Origin of the sequence: Sphaerisporangium sp. NPDC088356, assembly GCF_040685555.1 — a bacterium.
Lineage (GTDB): Bacteria > Actinomycetota > Actinomycetes > Streptosporangiales > Streptosporangiaceae > Sphaerisporangium.
Genome location: NZ_JBFBIK010000039.1, coordinates 28,220 through 47,818 on the forward strand (window position 1 = coordinate 28,220; position 19,599 = coordinate 47,818).

Annotated in this window: 17 protein-coding genes and 1 pseudogene; 9 read left to right on the forward strand and 9 right to left on the reverse strand. The window is 70.7% G+C overall.

Going from position 1 to position 19,599, the window contains the following annotated elements:
• The first annotated feature begins 96 nt into the window (after window positions 1-96).
• A complete protein-coding gene (locus tag AB0O34_RS16925; RefSeq protein ID WP_363916331.1) occupies window positions 97-1,098 on the forward strand; it encodes a DUF4145 domain-containing protein in 1,002 nt (333 codons plus the stop codon).
• 9 nt (window positions 1,099-1,107) lie between these two features.
• Here AB0O34_RS16925 and AB0O34_RS16930 read toward each other — a convergent pair whose 3' ends face one another.
• Window positions 1,108-2,208: a GNAT family N-acetyltransferase gene (locus AB0O34_RS16930; RefSeq protein ID WP_363916332.1), complete on the reverse strand. Its 1,101-nt coding sequence runs from the start codon at window positions 2,206-2,208 to the stop codon at window positions 1,108-1,110.
• 118 nt (window positions 2,209-2,326) lie between these two features.
• Between AB0O34_RS16930 and AB0O34_RS16935 the strand changes: the two genes are divergently transcribed.
• The 3 genes from AB0O34_RS16935 to dop all read left to right on the forward strand — a co-directional run bounded on the left by AB0O34_RS16935 (window position 2,327) and on the right by dop (window position 6,868).
• Window positions 2,327-3,187 carry a tRNA (adenine-N1)-methyltransferase gene (locus tag AB0O34_RS16935; protein WP_363916333.1) on the forward strand — a complete coding sequence of 287 codons (861 nt, stop codon included), beginning with the start codon at window positions 2,327-2,329 and terminating at the stop codon, window positions 3,185-3,187.
• Window positions 3,188-3,408: 221 nt separating this feature from the next.
• Window positions 3,409-5,172 (forward strand): proteasome ATPase, encoded by a 1,764-nt coding sequence (gene arc, locus AB0O34_RS16940; RefSeq protein ID WP_363916334.1) that lies wholly within the window; start codon window positions 3,409-3,411, stop codon window positions 5,170-5,172.
• Window positions 5,173-5,350: 178 nt separating this feature from the next.
• Window positions 5,351-6,868, forward strand: a complete 1,518-nt coding sequence (gene dop, locus AB0O34_RS16945) for a depupylase/deamidase Dop (protein ID WP_363916335.1) — start codon at window positions 5,351-5,353, stop codon at window positions 6,866-6,868.
• A 109-nt stretch (window positions 6,869-6,977) separates the two neighbouring features.
• On the opposite strand, the gene AB0O34_RS16950 is transcribed toward dop, so the two are convergent.
• Window positions 6,978-7,856 (reverse strand): serine/threonine-protein kinase, encoded by an 879-nt coding sequence (locus AB0O34_RS16950; protein ID WP_363916336.1) that lies wholly within the window; start codon window positions 7,854-7,856, stop codon window positions 6,978-6,980.
• Window positions 7,857-7,976: 120 nt separating this feature from the next.
• Window positions 7,977-8,108 carry a hypothetical protein gene (locus tag AB0O34_RS16955; RefSeq protein WP_363916337.1) on the reverse strand — a complete coding sequence of 44 codons (132 nt, stop codon included), beginning with the start codon at window positions 8,106-8,108 and terminating at the stop codon, window positions 7,977-7,979.
• A 243-nt stretch (window positions 8,109-8,351) separates the two neighbouring features.
• Between AB0O34_RS16955 and AB0O34_RS16960 the strand changes: the two genes are divergently transcribed.
• Window positions 8,352-8,561, forward strand: coding sequence for a ubiquitin-like protein Pup (locus AB0O34_RS16960; protein WP_363916338.1), 210 nt, complete (start codon window positions 8,352-8,354; stop codon window positions 8,559-8,561).
• 44 nt (window positions 8,562-8,605) lie between these two features.
• On the opposite strand, the gene AB0O34_RS16965 is transcribed toward AB0O34_RS16960, so the two are convergent.
• The 6 genes and pseudogenes from AB0O34_RS16965 to AB0O34_RS16990 form a co-directional block, all read right to left on the reverse strand.
• Complete coding sequence (locus AB0O34_RS16965; RefSeq protein ID WP_363916339.1) at window positions 8,606-11,452, reverse strand: alpha-mannosidase; 2,847 nt, start codon at window positions 11,450-11,452, stop codon at window positions 8,606-8,608.
• 27 nt (window positions 11,453-11,479) lie between these two features.
• Window positions 11,480-12,730, reverse strand: a complete 1,251-nt coding sequence (locus AB0O34_RS16970; protein ID WP_363916340.1) for a CehA/McbA family metallohydrolase — start codon at window positions 12,728-12,730, stop codon at window positions 11,480-11,482.
• Window positions 12,727-13,470 (reverse strand): ABC transporter ATP-binding protein, encoded by a 744-nt coding sequence (locus tag AB0O34_RS16975; RefSeq protein WP_363916341.1) that lies wholly within the window; start codon window positions 13,468-13,470, stop codon window positions 12,727-12,729. The genes AB0O34_RS16970 and AB0O34_RS16975 overlap by 4 nt, the downstream gene beginning before the upstream one ends.
• Before the next feature lie 186 nt (window positions 13,471-13,656).
• Window positions 13,657-14,576: pseudogene (locus AB0O34_RS16980) on the reverse strand (RNA-guided endonuclease TnpB family protein); the annotation flags it as partial.
• Window positions 14,577-14,676: 100 nt separating this feature from the next.
• Entirely contained in the window at window positions 14,677-14,805 is a 129-nt protein-coding gene (locus tag AB0O34_RS16985; RefSeq protein ID WP_363916342.1) for a hypothetical protein, read from the reverse strand.
• Entirely contained in the window at window positions 14,802-15,032 is a 231-nt protein-coding gene (locus AB0O34_RS16990; protein ID WP_363916343.1) for a hypothetical protein, read from the reverse strand. Before AB0O34_RS16990 ends, AB0O34_RS16985 begins: the two co-directional genes overlap by 4 nt.
• Before the next feature lie 56 nt (window positions 15,033-15,088).
• Between AB0O34_RS16990 and prcB the strand changes: the two genes are divergently transcribed.
• The 4 genes from prcB to AB0O34_RS17010 all read left to right on the forward strand — a co-directional run bounded on the left by prcB (window position 15,089) and on the right by AB0O34_RS17010 (window position 19,586).
• Window positions 15,089-15,925, forward strand: coding sequence for a proteasome subunit beta (prcB, locus tag AB0O34_RS16995; RefSeq protein WP_363916344.1), 837 nt, complete (start codon window positions 15,089-15,091; stop codon window positions 15,923-15,925).
• A 39-nt stretch (window positions 15,926-15,964) separates the two neighbouring features.
• Window positions 15,965-16,774, forward strand: a complete 810-nt coding sequence (gene prcA, locus AB0O34_RS17000; protein WP_363916357.1) for a proteasome subunit alpha — start codon at window positions 15,965-15,967, stop codon at window positions 16,772-16,774.
• 183 nt (window positions 16,775-16,957) lie between these two features.
• The gene (locus tag AB0O34_RS17005; protein ID WP_363916345.1) at window positions 16,958-18,028 is read left to right on the forward strand and encodes a DUF917 domain-containing protein; all 1,071 of its coding nucleotides are present in this window, start codon (window positions 16,958-16,960) and stop codon (window positions 18,026-18,028) included.
• Between the two features lie 28 nt (window positions 18,029-18,056).
• Window positions 18,057-19,586 (forward strand): hydantoinase/oxoprolinase family protein, encoded by a 1,530-nt coding sequence (locus tag AB0O34_RS17010; protein WP_363916347.1) that lies wholly within the window; start codon window positions 18,057-18,059, stop codon window positions 19,584-19,586.
• Window positions 19,587-19,599 lie beyond the last annotated feature (13 nt).

Sequence of the window (19,599 nt, forward strand, 5' to 3'; positions counted from 1 at the left end):
GAACGGGGCACCCTGGCGCGTGAGCCCGACGGCCCGCACCGGTCCTTTCTGTCTCCTTTGCTCGCCCCTTATTCATTATCGGTATGCCAGGTGTGCATGCACGTCCTTTTACTGGCACCGGAGGAATCCGGCGGCCAAATCGATGAAGACTGGGCCGAACGGCCCCCGCGCCCGGCGCGCGTGCTGTGGCCGGGGGCGGGGCGGCCGGAGGGGGAGGAGCTTCCCGAGCACCTGCGGGTGGAGCTGGCCGAGGCGAAGGCGTGCCTGCGGGCGGGAGCCCACTCGTCCGCCGTCGTGATGGTGCGGCGGCTCCTGGAGGGCGTCTGCGCAGATCACGGGGTGAGGGTCTCCCCGCTCTCGCAGGCGCTGAGGGAGCTGCGCAGGCGGGGTCTGATCGAGGGCAGGCTCCTGGTGTGGGCGGAGGATCTGCGGCTCATCGGCAACGAGGCGGCCCACATCCGCGCCGGGCGGATCCCCGCCGAGGACGCCAGGGACGCGGTGGTGCTCGCCGAGGCGCTACTTGATTATTTGTACGTATTTACTCCGAAATATCGTGACTTTAGAAAGAGGCGTGAGGCGGCGGGGGCGCGCTTTCCCGCTCCGGCACGCGAGCGCCTTCCCGACACGCTGGCGGTCAGGAGGCTGCGGCGGTCACGGGTGAGCTTCTCGGCCCATTCCTATTCGCACGATCCGGCCAAGGCGAGATCCCGCAAGTCGATCGCCGCGGAGCTCGGAGTGAGCCACGACCGGCTGCTCAAGGGCGTCGTCACCTACGTCGACGGGCACGTCGTGCTCGCGGTCGCGCCGGTCGGCCTGGCGGTGGACCTGGTGGGCCTGGCGCTGGCCGCCGGCGGCCTCCACGCGCGGGTCGCGCCGGCGCCGGAGGTCAGCATGCTCGGCACCGACGTGGTCAGCCCTCTCGGTGTGCCGCTGAAGGTGCCCGCGGTCGTCGACCCGGGCGCGCTGCGCCACCCCACCGTGTACGTCGCGAGCGGCCGGCACGGCCTTGAGCTGGAGCTGGCCCCGGCCGATCTCGTCAGGGTGCTCGGCGCCCAGGTGGCCCCGATCACGACCCCGCCCGCCGTGCCCCTCGTCTGAGCGCGGCCCTCAGCCGCGGAAGCGGACCCACTGCAGGTCGTCGCTGCGGGTGCCCCCGGCGCCGGGAAGCAGCGACTTGATCAGCGCCTCCCGCGCGAACCCCGCGCGCTCCAGCACGCGGTGCGACAGGGTGTTGGCCGGATCGGTGCCGGCCACCAGCCGGTGCAGGGGCGTGTTCGCGAACGCCCACTGCGCCAGGAGGTTCACCGCCCTGGTCATGAACCCCCGGCCACGGAACCTGTGCAGCAGGCTGTAGCCCACCATGGCCTGGCCGAGCGGCGGCACGATGTTCATGAGCTGGATGTGGCCCGCGAACTCGCCCGTCGCGGCGTCCGTGACGCTGAGCTCGGCGCGCTCCCCGGACGACCACCACATCCCGGTGTACCGGCAGCGCCGCAGGGTCTCCTCCGGGTCGGGGACCTCGGGCGGCACGCTGTACATCAGGACCTCGGGGTCGCTCATCATCTCCTGGTAGGGGTCCGCGTCGGCGGGCGTGAGCGGTGCGAGCCGCACGACGCCGTCGGACAGCGACCCGCCGGGCAGGTCGGGCAGGAAGGAGCGCTGGGGTTCCCCGGAGTCGTGGGCGAGACGGGCGAAGCCGACCGCGTCGCCGTGGCCGCCCTCCCGCACCGGGACGGCGCCGCGCTGGATGCCCTCGCGACGGAACCCGGCGGCCATCGCCACGCGCTGGCTGGGCACGTTGCTCACGTCGGCGACGAGCTCGACGCGGTGCACCCCCTGGGCGAACGCCCACTCGGCCAGCGCCCTGGCGGCCATGGACGCGAGGCCACGGCCGCGCGCCCACGGGGCCATCAGGTAGCCGATCTCGCCCGCGCCGCGCACGTTGAGCGGCTTCAGCCCGATGTTGCCCAGCCACTCGCCGGTGGCCGCGTCGGCGACGGCGAAGGAGGCCCCGCCCTGGCCCCAGTCGGCGGGGGCCACCTCGGTGAGGAAGGTGAGCGCGTCGTCGAGGGTGTAGGGCACGGGCACGGTCGGGATGAACTTGACGATTTCTGGATCGGCGCACCCGCGGGCGATCGCCTCGGCGTCCGTCTTCAGATGCTCGCGCAGGACGATCGGGCCCGCGGGGATCACGTCACGGGGGAACATGCCCAATAGCTACCAGGTACGGACGCTGAGGGCGAACGTTTTTCGCACCCGTCTCATGGCCCCCACAGGCCATGCGGTCCGCCACGAGTGGGCGGCGCTCGCATATAGCCTTGCGCGCATGGGTTTTCGCAGGCACGGGCCTTTCCAGCCCGGTGATCAGGTTCAGCTCACCGACCCCAAGGACAAGCGTCACACCGTGACGTTGCGTGAGGGCGCGGTCTTCCATACGCACAAGGGCTCCATCCCCCATGACGACCTGATCGGACAGCCCGAGGGCTCGGTCGTGCGCTCATCGGGCGGCACGTCCTACCTGGCCTTCCGCCACCTGCTGGAGGACTACGCGGTGTCGATGCCGCGAGGCGCGGCGGTCATCTACCCCAAGGACGCCGCCCAGATCGTCGCGATGGCCGACATCTTCCCCGGGGCGCGGGTCGTCGAGGCGGGGGTCGGCTCCGGCGCGCTCACCTGCTTCCTGCTGCGGGCGGTGGGCGAGAGCGGCCGTGTCATCTCCTATGAGCGCCGCCAGGAGTTCGCCGACGTGGCGCGCAAGAACGTCGAGAAGTTCTACGGCGGGCCCATGGAGCAGTGGCGGCTGGTGGTGGGCGACCTCGTCGCCTCCCTCGACGAGCCGGACGTCGACCGGGTGATCCTCGACATGCTCGCCCCGTGGGAATGCGTGGACGCGGTGGCCAAGGCCCTTACGCCGGGGGGTGTTATCTGTTGTTATGTAGCGACAACAACACAGTTGTCCCGTACGGTGGAAACCCTGCGCGATCACGGAAGTTTCACGGAGCCGCATTCGTGGGAAACCTTGGTCCGCGACTGGCATGTCGAAGGGCTCGCCGTCCGTCCGGGTCACCGGATGATCGGGCACACGGGTTTCCTCGTCGTGTCCCGTCGCATGGCGGACGGCGTCACGCCCCCGCCCAGGCGGCGACGCCCTGCCAAGGGCGCCTATGGGGAGGAGTCGGGCACATGAGCTCCGAAGCCTGGTATGGCCTTCCGGTAAACAATCATGCTTTCGTGCGCACCTGGGGAACAGAAACGCGTGCGTAGCTGCTTACAAGCATTGAGCCACCAATAAGGCATTAAACACTGAACACTGGATGTAATGACACGAACACTCCCTGGCCAGGTTACGGATGCCCCCGAGATAGGTAGGGTCTTGAGTAGTCGCCCTCGACTGGGAAGGAGGTGACTGTGGCAGCTCGCGAAGACGCTGAGGCTAGAGCCGCCCAGCGCGAACGAGAGGTCGCCGACCTCACAACTCAGGTCTCCTTCCTCCAGGAGGAGATCACCGCGTTGCGTCGGAAGCTGGCCGAGTCTCCCCGGCAAGCCAGAGTCCTGGAGGAACGTCTCCATGAGGTGCAGGCCAGTTTGGCCGCCGTCACCGGTCAGAACGAACGACTGGTGGCCACCCTCAAGGAGGCGAGAGATCAGATCGTCGCGCTCAAGGAGGAGGTCGACCGGCTGGCCCAGCCGCCATCCGGTTTCGGCGTGTTCCTCGAAACCCGTGACGACGGCACCGTGGAGGTGTTCACCGGCGGGCGCAAGCTCCGGGTGAACGTCAGCCCCGCGGTCGACGTCGACTCGCTCAGGCGCGGCCAGGAAGTCATGCTCAACGAGGCGCTCAACGTGGTCGAGGCACTCGGCTACGAGACCGTCGGCGAGATCGTGATGCTCAAGGAGCTCCTGGAGGACGGCCAGCGCGCGCTGGTCATCTCCCACGCCGACGAGGAGCGCGTGGTCCGTCTCGCGGAGTCGCTGTTCGACCAGCCGATCCGCGCGGGCGACTCGCTGCTTCTCGAGCCGCGCTCCGGCTACGTCTACGAGCGCATCCCGAAGTCCGAGGTCGAGGAGCTCGTGCTCGAGGAGGTCCCCGACATCTCCTACGAGGAGATCGGCGGGCTCATGCGGCAGATCGAGCAGATCAGGGACGCGATCGAGCTTCCCTACCTGCACGCCGACCTGTTCCGCGAGCACAAGCTGCGCCCGCCCAAGGGCGTGCTGCTGTACGGCCCGCCCGGTTGCGGCAAGACGCTCATCGCCAAGGCCGTCGCCAACTCCCTGGCCAAGCAGGTCGCGGAGAAGACCGGTCAGTCCGGCAAGAGTTTCTTCCTCAACATCAAGGGCCCTGAGCTCCTGAACAAGTACGTCGGCGAGACCGAGCGGCACATCCGCCTGGTGTTCCAGAGGGCCCGCGAGAAGGCCTCCGAGGGCACACCGGTGATCGTGTTCTTCGACGAGATGGACTCGATCTTCCGCACCCGCGGCTCGGGCGTCTCCTCCGACGTCGAGAACACCATCGTTCCCCAGCTCCTTTCGGAGATCGACGGTGTCGAGGGCCTGGAGAACGTCATCGTCATCGGCGCCTCCAACCGCGAGGACATGATCGACCCGGCGATCCTGCGGCCCGGCCGCCTGGACGTCAAGATCAAGATCGAGCGGCCGGACGCCGAAGCGGCGAAGGACATCTTCTCGAAGTACATCACCACCGAACTACCGCTGCACGAGGAGGACCTCGGCGAGCACAGCGACTCTCGCGAGGCCACCGTCGCCGGCATGATCCAGCGAGTCGTCGAGCGCATGTACACCGAGAGCGAGGAGAACCGCTTCCTCGAGGTGACCTACGCCAACGGCGACAAGGAAGTTCTGTACTTCAAGGACTTCAACTCCGGAGCCATGATCCAGAACATCGTGGACCGGGGCAAGAAGATGGCCATCAAGGCGTTCCTCGAGACCAAGCAGAAGGGCCTGCGGATCTCGCATCTGCTAGCCGCCTGCGTGGACGAGTTCAGCGAGAACGAGGATCTGCCCAACACCACCAACCCCGACGACTGGGCCCGCATCTCCGGAAAGAAGGGCGAGCGGATCGTCTACATCCGCACCCTTGTGTCCGGCAAGCAGGGCACAGAGGCCGGGCGGTCCATCGACACGGTCGCCAACACCGGCCAGTACCTCTGATTGAAACCGGCATGCGACGGCGTGGTTCCTCCCGGAGCCGCGCCGTCGCTGTTTCCGAGCCCGGTCTCCGGGCAGCGGACCGGACGGTCTCGGTGGCCGTGCGACGGTCTAGGCTCGTGGTGACGGGCGACGCGACGGCGATGGTCCGGGTGCGAAGCACAGATGAAGGGCTGAGAGCGTGACGGTACGGCGGGTGATGGGCATCGAGACCGAGTACGGCATTTCCGTACCCGGGCAGCCGGGCGCCAACGCGATGGTGACCTCCTCACAGGTGGTCAACGCCTACTTGGCGGCCTCAGCCGCCCGGGCGCGGCGCGCCAGATGGGACTTCGAGGAGGAGAATCCACTTCGCGACGCCCGCGGCTTCGACCTGGCCCGCGAGATCGCCGACCCCACGCAGCTCACCGACGAGGATCTCGGGCTGGCCAACGTCATCCTGACCAACGGCGCGAGGTTGTACGTCGACCACGCCCATCCGGAGTACTCCACGCCCGAGTGCACCAACCCCCGGGCCGCCGTGATCTGGGACAAGGCCGGCGAGCGGGTGATGCACGACGCTGCGGTCCGCGCCTCCGCCATGCCGGGGAACGCTCCCATCCAGCTCTACAAGAACAACACCGACAACAAGGGCGCGTCGTACGGCTGCCACGAGAACTACCTCATGCGCCGGGCGACGCCCTTCGCCGACATCGTGAGGCACCTGACGCCGTTCTTCGTCTCCCGCCAGGTCGTCTGCGGGGCCGGCCGTGTCGGCATCGGGCAGGACTCGCGCGGCGAGGGCTTCCAGATCAGCCAGCGTGCCGACTTCTTCGAGGTGGAGGTCGGGCTCGAGACCACGCTCAAACGTCCGATCATCAACACCCGTGACGAGCCGCACGCCGACCCCGAGAAGTACCGCCGCCTGCACGTCATCATCGGCGACGCCAACATGTCCGAGATCTCCACCTACCTCAAGCTGGGCTCCACGGCGCTGGTCCTCGCCATGATCGAGGACGGGTTCCTCACCGGCGACCTGTCGGTGGAGAGCCCCGTGGCCTCGCTGCGGGCGGTCTCCCACGACCCGACGTGCAAGTACGAGATCACCCTGCGGGACGGCCGCAGGATGACCGCCGTCCAGCTCCAGATGGAGTATCTGGAGCAGGCGCGCAAGTACGTCGAGGACCGCTTCGGCTCCGCCGTGGACGATCTCACCAAGGACGTGCTCAACCGCTGGGAGTCGGTGCTCACGCGCCTCGCCGAGGATCCCATGCAGCTGTCCAGGGAGCTCGACTGGGTGGCCAAGCTGGAGATCCTGGAGGGCTACCGTTCGCGTGACGGTCTCGACTGGTCGCATCCCCGGCTCCAGCTCGTCGACCTTCAGTACTCCGACATCCGCCCCGACCGGGGCCTGTACAACCGCCTCGTGGCGCGCGACCGCATGCAGCGCCTGGTGACCGAGGAGGACGTGCAGCGGGCGATCGAGCTGCCGCCGAACGACACCCGGGCCTACTTCCGCGGCCGGTGCCTGCGGCAGTACAGCGAGTCGGTCGCCGCCGCCTCGTGGGACTCGGTCATCTTCGACATCCCGGGCCGCGAGTCGCTGCAGCGCGTGCCGACCTTGGAGCCGCTGCGCGGAACCAAGGCCCACGTGGGGGAGCTGCTCGACCGCTGCCGCACCGCCGCCGACCTCGTCAGCGCCCTCACCGGGGAGCGCTGAGCGGGCCGACCTTCACCAGTGAGCGCCGAGCGACCGGCGCTCACTGGTACTCGCCGAGCCCGGCCATCAGCCGAGCGGGCGATCGTACGGCCGTGACGCGGGCGCTGATCTACATTGTAAAGGCGCCAGGCGGGAACAGCCCGCTCCCCGTCAGCCGCATCGGAGGCACCGCGATGCCCTCCTTGCGCAGGATGTCCGACAGCAGCAGCGCGGCCTGCTCGCTGGTGAGCCGCTCAGCCGGATCGGGTTCGAGCAGCCCCTGAAGGAGCACCCCTAGCGCTCCCGTCCTCTTGGACCGGCGGGGCTCTTCGGGGGACCGGGCCGCGAGGATGTCCCCGCCCCCGGAGTCCGGGGGCCTGCCCTCCACCGAGAAGTACAGCGTGGCGCCGAACGACCACAGGTCGGCCGCCTGGGTCGCCGGATGCCCGCGCAGCCGCTCCGGCGCGATGTAGCCGGGGGAGCCCACGATGGGCATGGTGTTCGTGTGCGAGGACTCGCCCTGGAGCACCGCGATCCCGAAGTCGCTCAGCACGACCCGTTCCCCGGTCAGCAGTACGTTGCCCGGCTTGATGTCCCGGTGCAGGACCCCGGCCGCGTGGGCGTGCCGCAGGCCGCTGAGCAGGTGGAAGCCGATCCACGCGGTCCAGTGGACGGGAAGGCGCCCGAGGTGCCACGCCGTCGCCTGCAGGGTGAGGGCCTCCACCAGCTCCATGACGATCCAGAGCCGGCCGTCCTCCTCAAGCAGGTCGTGCACGGTGACGATGGCCGGGTGGCTGAGCCTGGCGGCCGACCGCGCCTCGCGCAGCGCGTGGCGCCTGGCCGTGTGCACGTCCAGCTCGTCGTCGCGCGTCGGCCGCAGCTCCTTGATCGCGACGTCGCGTGCCAGGCGCCTGTCGTGCGCGCGCCAGACGATGCCCATGCCCCCTTGGCCCAGCGGCGAGATCAGCCGGTACCGATCTCCTAGCAGCTGTGCGTGATCCGCTCTCATTTCACCCGTTCACAGTTGGCATCGTGCCCTGCCCCCACGGCCGTTCCATTTTCCGTCTGGAGCGGGATGCCAATGGGTGGATCACCACAGAATGCCATACGTATGGGATAACGATCTGATTTACACCAGCCCGATCCCCAGGATGAGAGTGCCCGCGGCCAGGCAGGCGCCGCCGAGGCCGGTCAGCCAGATGAGCTTGCTGGGCCGCGTGTCGCCGGGCCGCACGACCGACAGGAAGAACCCCAGGGGCATGAGGATCGGCGCCGGACCTCCATAGTTGGACAGTGCCCCTATCCAATCATTGGATAGGGGCACTGTCCAGTTGGATAAATCACATCAATTCGCCTGATTTGCCATAGTCCCTTGCGGGGAGGTTGTCTGACAGGACGGCCCTCCTCCAGACGGTCTCGCGTAGATCACCGAACGATCCGCGCGAAATGTCGTCCGGTTCGGGGAAGATATGAATCAGATGCGTCCCCCAAGCGGAGGTACCACATGGCGACGAAGGACACCGGCGGACAGAAGCAGACCAGTCGGCAGGAGACCGAGGTCCAAGAGACCGAGGCACAGGCGTCTCCGGACGTCCAGGAGCGTCAGGAGAAGCTGACCGACGACGTCGACGCGATCCTCGACGAGATCGACGAGGTTCTTGAGGAGAACGCGGAGGAGTTCGTCCGCAGCTACGTCCAGAAGGGCGGCCAGTAAGGGCCGGAGGGTCAGCCCGCTCCGCCCCCGCTTACATGCGCCGGTCAGGTGACGTGAAGCGTCGCGATCTCGAAGGGGCGGAGCGGTAGTCGCACGACCCCGCCCGCGGCGTCGAGCGGGCGGATCGGGCGGCCCAGCGTGTCCGCGAGCCGGGCGGCGGTGAACGGGCCCCGTACGACCGCCTCGGTGGCCGACGGACGCTGGGCCACCAAGCGCACTTCCAGCCATCCGTCCCGCCTGCGCAGGGCGCCCAGCGTCACGCCGTCGCCGCTCACCTCCAGGGGCGAGCCCGCCACGGTGGCGGGCGCAGGCCCGCCGCTCCCCGACCCGGGCACGGCCAGCAGGTCATGGTGGTACTCCTCGGCGAGGCGCACGAGCCCCGCCTCGTCCCACGTCCCGTCGTACAGGTGCACCGCGAACCGCGTCGTCACGGTTCCCGGGCACTGGGCGTCCGGCGTGGCGATCTGCGGCCCGGCGGGCTCGTCCCGGTAGGCGTTGTGGTTGCGCGACAGGTGGCCGACGGCCCGGAGCAGCGTCACGGCCAGTTCCCCGCTCGTCCCGCCGCCGGGCGGGCACACCAGCTCGTACTCGCTGACGTGGTCGAGCAGCACGGCGAGGCCGCCCGCGGCGGCGAAGCCGGAGGCGGGGAAGGTCGGCAGCGGCACCTCGCCGCAGCCGCCCTCGCCGGTCAGCCCCCGCCGCACGACCGCGTACTGGCCGCCGGCGTACGACTCCCCGGTCTCCCTGGGCAAGGACGCGTGCCACCGCACCCGGTGGTCGCGGCACGGGTTGTGGAACGTGGTCGCCAGACGGACGTAGGGCTCACCCGCCCTCAGCTCCACGCGCGTGGTGACGGTGACCTCGGCGTCCTCCTCCGAGCGCGCCTCGGGCGTGGTGTGGTGCGGCCAGCGGTATCCCCGGGACACCTCCATGACCGAGACGAGCGGCCCGGAGCAGATCGCCGCGACCTTCACCCAGGCGGGGGCGCCGACCAGCCGGTCGGCCTCGGGCGGCGCGTGGTTGTAGGTGTCGCCGGCGTCGCCGCCGTCGACGATCCGGCCCACGCCGCCGGCGCGCAGGCCCGAGGCGGTCAGCAGCGACAGCGTGCCGTCGGCCGCGGCGGACACCCTCAGCAGGCCGTTGTCCAGGACCCCCTCGGTGATGATCTCCGAGGCGCTGCCCGCGGGCTCCCCAGCGCCGTCCTGGAGCCTCCCAGGGTGCCTCTGGGCGTCCGGGGAGGGCTCCTCGCCGGCGCGGGCGGGCACGGACGTCAGGACCGTGCGCCCGAGCGCGGGCACCTCCACCCGCGCCGCGACGGTGACCACCGGCTCGGCGACCGTGCGCACCCGCCACGGGCCGGGGGCGGACGCCGAGGCCGAAAGGATGGCGGCCTTCAGGTCGGCGTACTGGTACCCCGTGGTCGCGTGGCGGCTCACGACCACCGTGAAGACGTTCCCCCCGCCCGACCTGTCCGCCGACCCCCCGCCCGACCTGTCCGCCGACCCCCCGCCCGACCTGTCCGCCGGCGCCTCGCCCGACCGCTCGGCCGACCAGGACACGATCTCGTGGCCGAACAGCTCGCGCTCGTGGACGCGACCGAGGAGCTGGGCGAGGTCCTCCATGGACGACTCGTCCAGCAGGTGCGGCCCCCGGCCGAGCCGCTGCACCCGCACCGCCGACCCGTCGGGCGCGGTCAGGCGCGACCGGTCCTCAGGCAGGTCGGCCAGTACGAGCGCGGTGCGCGCGAACGGCGAGGGGTTGACGACGACGAGCTGGTCACGCCCGGCCCTCGCGGCGAGCGAGGCGCTCACCAGGTCGACGACGGCCTGCCCGATCTGCTCGGCCTCGGCTATGCGCGCCTCGACCTGCTGGGCCGTCTCGTCCGCGCCGCACCCGGTGATGGAGTCGTGGCCGCTGCACGCGACGAGGCCCCGCCAGGCCAGCTCGATCAGCCGCTCGCTCGCGGTGCGCTCGCCGGGGGCGCCGTCGCCGAGCCACAGCGCCGACAGGGGCTCGGCGTACCGGACGACGATGCGCTCGGCCCGTCCCATGACCTGCTTGAGCCGGATCCGGGCCGAGATGACGCCCGGCAGGATGTTGGCCCGGGCGTGGGAGCGCAGCTCGCCCTCCACCACCGGGAGGCCGCCCGTCTCCGCGTGGCCGGCCACCGAGCCGAGGTACTCGCCGAGCGTGGCCAGGCGCAGACCCGCGGCGGTGATGTCCCCCGACGGCGCGGAGTGATCCGCCCCGTACATCGCCAGCAGAGGCCCGTCGGGACGCCAGGGCCGCATGGTGGAGGTGAACGCGTCCAGCCGGTCGGGAAGCCCCTCCGGCGGGCCGGTGAACAGGGCGACCGCGTTGCCGTAACCCCCGGGCAGGTACTGGGTGTGGATCACCGTGCCGTCCGCCCCCTTCCAGGCGAACGCGTCGCGCTCGACCGACATGGGCACCCCGCGCCACAGGCAGGCGACCGGCAGCCCGGCCAGGGCGAGGATCTGCGGCATCTGGGCGCAGTGCCCGAACTGGTCGGGCAGGTATCCCACCTCCATGGCCCCGCCCAGCTCCCGCGCCCCCCGCAGGCCGTACTCCAGGTTGCGGATGAGGGTCTCGCCAGAGCACAGGAACTCATCTGCCAGGATGGTCCACGGCCCGGCGGCGAAGCGCCCCTCGGTGACGAACCGGGTCAGGTCGGCGCGGCGCTCGGGCCGGATCTCCAGGTAGTCCTCGACGGCGGCGAGCTGGCCGTCCATGGTGAACCGGTAGGCGGGGTCGGCCGCCATGGTGTCGAGCACCTCGTCGAGCATCCGCACCAGTCCCATGCGGAAGCGCTGGAAGGGCAGGTACCACTCGCGGTCCCAGTGGGTGTGGGGGACGACGACGATCTCACTCAACGCGCTTCCTCCAGGAGACGACCCTGGTCAGGTGCACAGGGCCATGATTTCGTTGCGTGTGGTCTCCAGCCGGTGCGGGCCGGGGCGGGCGGGCAGGGTCAGGCGGTCACCGCGGATCACCGACCGGTGCTCGGGGCCCCACAGGATGAGCCCGTCGCCGCCGAGCACCAGGAACTCGTCTCCGTGCCGCAGCAGCAGCGGCCCGGAGGGGCCGGCCGAGACGGCGGTGCGCCCGGCGCGGATGCCCTCCACGATCGCCGGGCCCCCGTCGCCGTCCGGATCGCCGTGGCCGTCCGCGAGCACCCAGGTGCAGGGGACGCCGGGCGGGTGGTTCTCTTCCGGCCGGTGGAAGTCGCCCCCGCCGACGAAGACCAGGTCGTCGCGCCAGGCCTGGGCCCAGGACAGCGGCGCCCCCCAGGTGCGGTCCCACCACCCGGAGTGCCACACCTCGGCCGTGCGGGGGCGCTCGGTGAACGGATGGCGCCACGCGCAGTCGGCGGCCAGGGGATGGTTGACCGACAGCAGCCCGCCCCCATCCTGTACGGCTCGCGCCCAGGCGTCCGGGGGCTCGCGGAAGTCGATCCAGCCGACGTCGCCGAACGCGTTCGCGTGGCCGAGGTCGGTGGTGACCTCCTGGCCGGGGATCAGCGTGATCCCGGCGGCCGAGGCCACCCCGGGCAGCTCGGCGTGGTGGCTGACGGTGTTGTGGTCGGTGACGGCCAGGAAGTCCAGGCCCTCGGAACGGGCCAGCAGGGCCAGCTCGGTCACGGTCAGGGAGCCGTCGGAGTGCACGGTGTGGGCGTGCAGCTCCCCGGCCCGCCAGCGCAGGCCGTCGAGCTCAGGAAGGCCGCGCCGTTCCGAGGCGGGCGCGGCGGGGGACGGGCGGGGGCCGGGCAGGTCAGGGGAGCCGGGGGCGGGCGGGGGAGTGGTGTGGGGCGTCACGGTGAGCTCGTAGGGCAGGCCGTCAAGCGGGATCCGGTAGAGCCCCAGCAGCACCCGCCACACGCCAGGCTCGGGCTCTCCGGGCAGGTAGCCGGGCGTGGCCCACGCGGGCGCGACCGTGTAGCGGGAGCGGGCGCCGCCCGACCAGCCGCGGAAGCCTCCCGGGCCCTCGCACCCGAGGTCCAGCACGCCCGAGGAGCGGTCGTACGACAGCTCCACGGTGAACGCGCGGGTGCCCGGTGGGAGCTCGACGGGCACCGGGTGGACCTGCGCGGCGAGCCGGTCGTCGAGGGTCCAGTGCCCGCTCATCCTGATCGGTCCGGGAACGGGGCTCACGGGACCACCAGCTCGCCGTCGCGGTAGACCAGGGCGCGGTCGTGGCGCGGGACGGCCCAGGCGGGGCCGCCCCGCGTGGGCTCGGCGTCCTCGGGGACGACGGCCTGGACCAGCAGGTCACCTGCGTCCGATGCCACTTCGAGGGTCACGAGATAGGAGGTTCCCAGGTTCTCCACGACCGAGACGTGCCCGGCGAAGGCGTCCTGCCGGGGGGACGCCGACAGGTCCATGTACTCGGGGCGCAGCCCGTACACGATCTCCTCGCCCTCGGCGACGCCCGGTGCCATGGGCAGCACGGCCCCGGCCACGCGCAGCGCGCCGTCCTTGGCCACGCCCGGCAGCAGGTTCATCGGCGTGGAGCCGATGAAGGAGGCCACGAAGGTGTTGGCCGGCCGCTGGAACACCTGGGAGGGGGTGCCGACCTGCGTGATCCGCCCGGCGGACATGACCGCGATCCGGTCGGCCATGACGTCCATGTGCGGGGACAGGGCGTAGTCCTGGAAGACCATGGCCACGTCGCGTCTCCCCGGGGGCAGCGCGGTCACGTCCGTCCCGCCGATCACGATGTTCCCCGACGTCGGGGTCTCCAGGCCGGCGATCGTCCGCAGCAGGGTCGTCTTGCCGCACCCAGACGGGCCGAGCAGCGCGAAGAACTCGCCGTCGGCGATCTCCAGGTCGAGGGCGTCGACCGCCCGGACCCCGCCGGGGAACTCCTTGGTCAGGCCGTGCAGCGAGATCACCGTTTGATCCCCCCGTGGAAGCGGAAGCCGTACCTGCGGCTGACGAAGACGTACTTGACCTCCTCCCCTCCCTGAAGGGAGGGGATTCCCGCGGTCGCCCGTGAGGGTTCCTGCTTCGCTGCCGGTCGCCTGCCAGAGAGGAGAGTCTCCTTGAGGTCTTACACCAGCTCCACAGGCGTTTTACCTCTCGGCCAGCCCGGCCGCGAGGATGTTCTTCGCCGCGTTCACGTCCCGGTCATGGTCAGCGCCGCAGGGGCACACCCATTCCCGGACGTTCAGCGGTATCGCCTCTCGCAGGGTGCCGCACGCCGAGCACAGCTTGGAGGAGGGGAACCAGCGGTCGATCACGACTAGCTCCCGCCCGTACCAGGCCGCCTTGTACTCCAGCATCGAGCGCATCTGCCGCCAGGACGCATCGGAGATGGCGCGGGCCAGCGAGTGGTTTTTCACCATGTTGCGCACGGTGAGGTCCTCGATCACGACCGTTTGGTTCTCACAGACGATCGAGGTGGTCAGCTTGTGCAGATGATCACGCCGCCGATCGGCGATCCGCGCGTAGATGCGAGCCACCCCAAGCCGGGCCTTGGCCCGGTTCGCGCTGCCCTTGACCTTGCGCGCCAGCCCACGCTGCGCCTTGGCCAGCGCGCCGATCAGCCCGCTCATGCCTGGGATTGGCCACCTTGCCCTGCTCGTCGCTCACACCCCGGATCGGGCGCGACAGGGTGAGCAAGGTCGTGACCCCCGCGTCGATCCCGACCCGCCCCAGCGCCGGGGCAAGCGGGCGGATGCTCTCCTGGACCAGGATCGACACGAACCAGCGCCCCGCCGCGTCACGCGACACGGTCACAGTCGACGGCCGCGCCCCCTCCGGCAAAGGCCACGACCACACGATGTCCAGCGCGTTTCCACCCGGTCAGCGCGGCCGACGACTGCGCGTAGGAGACGCTTCGGCCCTCCAGCGTGTAGGCGCGGGTCCGCTCCTCCAGGGCCCGGTTGTAGACCAGGCGCACGCAACCAAACGTCCGTGCAAGCTCCTCAGCCTGCCCCGGGGTCGGATAGAAGCGGTACTTGTAGGCCCGCTTCACCATCTGCGCCACGCCGCACATCGTACCGAATGATCAGCCCAAAAATCGCTCGTATGTTCGTATCCACGGCGCGGAGCTGTCCCGCGCTTCCTGCCCCGCCTGAAGGCGGGGGTATTCACGCTCAAGGAGATTTGATGAAGATCGCGGCCGGGAGCAGCCCTCCGGACCGCGTGAGCACGACCAGGACCAGGGCGGGCAGCACGAACCCGACCGCCCTCGACCTGCCGAGCCCGGCCGCGTCCGTGCTCATGGCCGCCCGTTCGCCGGGGTCATCGGGCGACGTTGGAGGGGGCCGCCGACGAGCGCTTCGAGCCTCTTCTCGTAGGCGGCGGCCTCCTCGACGCTCTTGCCGGACACGACGTCGGCGGTCGCCTCCTGGAATGCCTGGTCTGATCCGTAAAGATTATTTTTGTGGAAGATGAGGCTGGATGGGCGAAAGCGGTTCGCGCTGAGCTGATCGTGGGAAGTGCTAACCACGACGGCACCACGAGTAGGGTCGGCGTAGAAGCCGAAAGCACTTGGGAGGGAGTCGCGTGACAGCAGAGCGGGGCTGGACGAACAACCTGTTCCTGGACACCGGATCGACGTCGTTCACCGAGTTCGTGGGGTCCTACGCTCCAGGGCTCCTCCCGGGGAGATTCGACTCGTTGGCGGCCTCCGTCGGTGACCTGATCCCGCACGCGACCACCATCGTCGCCGTGACCTTCGCCGGCGGGGTGGTCATGGCCGGCGACCGGCGGGCCACCTCGGGCAACTACATCTCCCAGAAGGACATGGAGAAGGTCTTCCGCACCGACGACTATTCCTGCATGGGCATCGCGGGAACGGCCAGCACGGGCATCGAGATGGCGCGGCTCTACCAGGTCGAGCTGGAGCACTACGAGAAGCGCGAGGGCCGCGAGCTCTCGGTCGAGGGCAAGGCCAACCGGCTCGCCACCATGGTCCGGGGCAACCTGCCGATGGCGATGCAGGGCATGGTCGTGGTGCCGCTGTTCGCCGCCTACGACGAGACCCGCGACGCCGGCCGCATCTTCTCCTACGACGTCGGCGGCGGTCCGTACGAGCAGAGCAAATACGCCTCGATCGGCTCGGGCTCGCTGTTCGCGCGCGGTGCGCTGAAGAAGCTTTACCGCGAGGGCGCCACCGCCGAGGAGACCGTGCTCGCGTGCATCCAGTCGCTCTACGACGCCGCGGACGACGACTCGGCGACCGGCGGCCCCGACGTCACCCGCAAGATCTGGCCGCTGGTGACGGTGATCACCGACGAGGGCTTCCGCCGCCTGCCCGACGAGGAGGTCGAGGGGTATGTGCGGCAGGTGCTCGATGCCCGCATGACCAACCCCGACGGGCCCACCGCCCCGCTGCGCTAGTCACCACCCACGGCCACGAGAGGATCACCACCGGTGTCCATGCCCTTTGGATATGTGTCCCCCGAACAGGAGATGCGGGACAAGGCCGATTTCGCGCGGAAGGGCATCGCGCGCGGCCGCAGCGTCGTGGTGCTGCAGTACGAGAACGGCATTCTGTTCGTCGCCCCCAACGCCTCGCGGGCGTTGCACAAGATCAGTGAGATCTACGACCGCATCGGCTTCGCCGCCGTCGGCAAGTACAACGAGTTCGAGGCGCTGCGGCTGGGCGGCATCCGCTACGCCGACATCAACGGCTACACCTACGACCGCAGCGACGTCACCGCCCGCGGGCTGGCCAACCTGTACGCGCAGTCGCTCGGCATGGTCTTCACCGAGTCGCGCAAGCCGTACGAGGTGGAGATCGTCGTCGCGGAGGTCGGCGACGCGCCCGAGGACGACCAGATCTACCGGCTCACCTTCGACGGCTCGGTCGCCGACGAGCACGGTTTCGTGGCCATGGGCGGTGTGGCCGACGCGGTCGCGGGCCGCCTGAAGGAGCGTTTCTCCGAGGGTATGACGCTGACCGAGGCCCTGGACGCCGCGCTCGGGGCCCTGACCGAGCCCGGCGGCGAGCGCCCGCCCGTCTCCCAGCTCGAGGTCGCGGTGCTCGACCGCACCAGGGAGCACCGCAAGTTCCAGCGGCTCACCGGCCCCCGGCTGGAGCGGCTGATCGCCACCGGTTCGCCGGCCGAGACGCCGCCGGAGGGCTCCACGTCTCCGCCCGACGTCAGCGGCGCGCTGAACGGGTCACCCGGCGACTCGGCGGCCACCGCCCCCGAAGGCGACATCGACGACGGTTCCGGCGGCTGAGCCGCCGAGGTCCCCATCGAGTCCCACCGGTTCCGTCCCGGTCCCCACGTCAGTCAGGGGGCCGGGACGAGCCTTTTCCTGCCGAGTGGGCGGCCCCTCGTTGTCGTCTGGTGACAACAAAGTCTTCTGTCATATTATGCGGCACCATTGAGGGGAATGTCCTAATTGCTCCATGCTCTCGCCATGCAGGCAGCCATAACGCCGGACGACGTCGCACCGCTCGCGCGGGGCTGTGCCGTCCTCGGTACCGGAGGCGGCGGTGACGTCCGTGCTGGGGCGCTCGCCGCCCGCAGGGCGATCCAGGAGCACGGAGAGGTGCCCCTGGTCACGCTCGCGGACCTCGCCGATAATGACCTCGTGGTCCCCCTGTCCGGCATCGGCGCGCCCACGGTGAGCCACGAGATGATCCACGCCGAAGCCGAGCCCGACCGCATCCGCGACGAGATCGAGCGCATCTTCGGCCGCCCGCCCGCCGCCGTGATGTCCTCGGAGATCGGGGGAGGCAACGGCGTCGCCCCCGTCGCCTGGGCCGCCCGCCTCGGGGTGCCGCTGCTGGACGCCGACGGCATGGGCCGGGCCTTCCCGGAGGTCCAGATGGTCTCGATGTACGTCGCGGGGCTGCCCGCCAACGTGGTGATCATGACGGACGTCGTCGGGAACGTGGTCACCATCAGACCGGTCGACGGGCTGTGGGCCGAGCAGATCGCCCGCGCCGTCTGCGTCGCCGCCGGATCCAGCGCGCTCATGGCCGACTACGTGCTCACGGCGCGGGAGGCGCGCGGAGCGGTCATCGAGAACACCGTGACCCACGCCATCGCGGTGGGGCGCGCCACCGAGAACGCCGCCGACCCCCTCGCCGCCCTCCGCGAGGCGCTGGACGCCAGGAGGCTGATCGGCGGCAAGGTCACCGACGTCGCCCGGCACACCTCGGGCGGGTTCGTGCGCGGCACGGTCACCGTCGAGGGCGTCGGCGACGACCGTGGCCGCACGCTCACCCTGGAGATCCAGAACGAGAACCTCGTCGCCTTCGAGGACGGCAGGGCGCTCGCCATGGTCCCCGACCTGATCAGCGTGGTCGACAGCCAGACCGCCACCGCCGTGCAGACCGAGGCCCTGCGGTACGGCCAGCGCGTCAGCGTCCTCGCCTGGGCCTGCGACCCGCTGTGGCGCACCCCGATGGGCCTGCGCACCGCCGGCCCGAGGGCCTTCGGTTACGACCTGGACTACGTCCCCGTGGAGGAGACAGCCGTATGACCACCGGCACCGGCGGCAGGGCCGCCCGATGACCCTCCGCATCGGAATCGACGTCGGCGGGACCAACACCGACGCCGCCGTCCTGGACGAGGCCGACCGGATCGTCGCCAGGGCCAAGCGGCCCACCAGCGCCGACATCACCGGCGGCCTGCGCGCCGCCCTGGCCGCCGTCCTCGACGAGCTGGGCGACCGCTCGGGCGAGGTCTCCCGGGTGATGCTCGGCACCACCCACGCCACCAACGCCATCCTGGAGCGGCGCTCCCTCGGCAGGGTCGCGGTCATCCGCCTCGGCGCCCCCGCCACCACCTCCATCCCGCCGCTGTCCGACTGGCCGGCCGACCTGCGCCGGGCCGTCGCGGCGGGCGCCGTCATCGTGCGGGGCGGCTACTTCGTGGACGGCCGTCCCATCGCCCCGCTCGACACCGACGCCGTCAGGCGCTTCCTGAACGAGCCCCGCGACGGCGTCCCGGTCGAGGCGGTGGCCGTCACGGGCGTCTTCAGCCCGGCGAGCGCCGACCAGGAGAAGCGGGTCGCCGAGATCGTCCTCGCCGAGCTCGGCCAGGACATCGCGATCAGCCTCAGCCACGAGATCGGCTCGCTCGGCCTGCTGGAGCGCGAGAACGCCACCGTGCTCAACGCCGCCCTGTACGGCGTCGCCCGCGACGTCACCGGAGGACTGCGGCAGGCCCTGGACGAGCGGGGCCTGGCCGTGGAGACGTTCTTCGCCCAGAACGACGGCACGCTCATGGCCGTCGACTACGCCGCCCGCTACCCGGTGCTCACCATCGGCTCGGGTCCCGCCAACTCGCTGCGCGGCGCCGCGTTCCTGTCGGGCGTGAGCGACGCGATCGTCGCCGACGTCGGCGGCACCTCCACCGACCTCGGCGTGCTGGCCGGCGGCTTCCCCCGCGAGTCGGCGGCGGCCGTGGAGATCGGCGGGGTCACCACCAACTTCCGGATGCCCGACATCCTGTCCGTCGCCCTCGGCGGCGGCACCGTGGTCGGCGAGGGTCTCGGCCCCCGCTCGGTGGGCTACCGCATCACCGAGGAGGCGCTCGCCTTCGGCGGGCCGACCCCGACCATGACCGACGCCGCCATCGCCGCCGGTCGCGGCACGGTCGGCACGCACTCGGTGGCGGCCTCCGAGCGGCTGAGCCGCGCCGTACGGCTCGCCGACGAGATGGTGTTCGACGCGGTGGACCGGATCGCCCTGGGCAAGGCCGACCGGCCGCTCATCGCCGTGGGCGGCGGATCGTTCATCCTGCCCGCCTCCGTCCCCGGCGTCAGCGAGGTCATCCGCCCCGCCGACGCCGCGGTCGCCAACGCCGTCGGCGCGGCCATCGCCCTGGCCAGCGGCCGGTTCGAGACCATCGCCCCGGCGGGCGCCGGACGGGCCGCCGCCGTCGAGCGGGCCAAGGAGGAGGTCGCCGCGCGGGCGGTGGCGGCCGGAGCCGACTCGGGACGGGTCGAGATCGTCGAGCTCACCGAGGTCCCCCTCAGCTACCTGCCCGAGCCGGCCGTGCGCGTCCACGTCAAGGCCGCCGGACCCCTGATCTGAACGAAAGGACCCC

Coding starts and splice junctions, on each gene's coding strand:
- AB0O34_RS16925 (WP_363916331.1), top strand. CDS start 97: ATGCACGTCCTTTTACTGGCACCGGAGGAATCCGGCGGCCAAATCGAT.
- AB0O34_RS16930 (WP_363916332.1), bottom strand. CDS start 2,208: ATGTTCCCCCGTGACGTGATCCCCGCGGGCCCGATCGTCCTGCGCGAG.
- AB0O34_RS16935 (WP_363916333.1), top strand. CDS start 2,327: ATGGGTTTTCGCAGGCACGGGCCTTTCCAGCCCGGTGATCAGGTTCAG.
- AB0O34_RS16950 (WP_363916336.1), bottom strand. CDS start 7,856: ATGAGAGCGGATCACGCACAGCTGCTAGGAGATCGGTACCGGCTGATC.
- AB0O34_RS16955 (WP_363916337.1), bottom strand. CDS start 8,108: ATGCCCCTGGGGTTCTTCCTGTCGGTCGTGCGGCCCGGCGACACGCGG.
- AB0O34_RS16960 (WP_363916338.1), top strand. CDS start 8,352: ATGGCGACGAAGGACACCGGCGGACAGAAGCAGACCAGTCGGCAGGAG.
- AB0O34_RS16985 (WP_363916342.1), bottom strand. CDS start 14,805: ATGAGCACGGACGCGGCCGGGCTCGGCAGGTCGAGGGCGGTCGGGTTC.
- prcA (WP_363916357.1), top strand. CDS start 15,965: ATGCCCTTTGGATATGTGTCCCCCGAACAGGAGATGCGGGACAAGGCC.
- AB0O34_RS17005 (WP_363916345.1), top strand. CDS start 16,958: ATGCAGGCAGCCATAACGCCGGACGACGTCGCACCGCTCGCGCGGGGC.
- AB0O34_RS17010 (WP_363916347.1), top strand. CDS start 18,057: ATGACCCTCCGCATCGGAATCGACGTCGGCGGGACCAACACCGACGCC.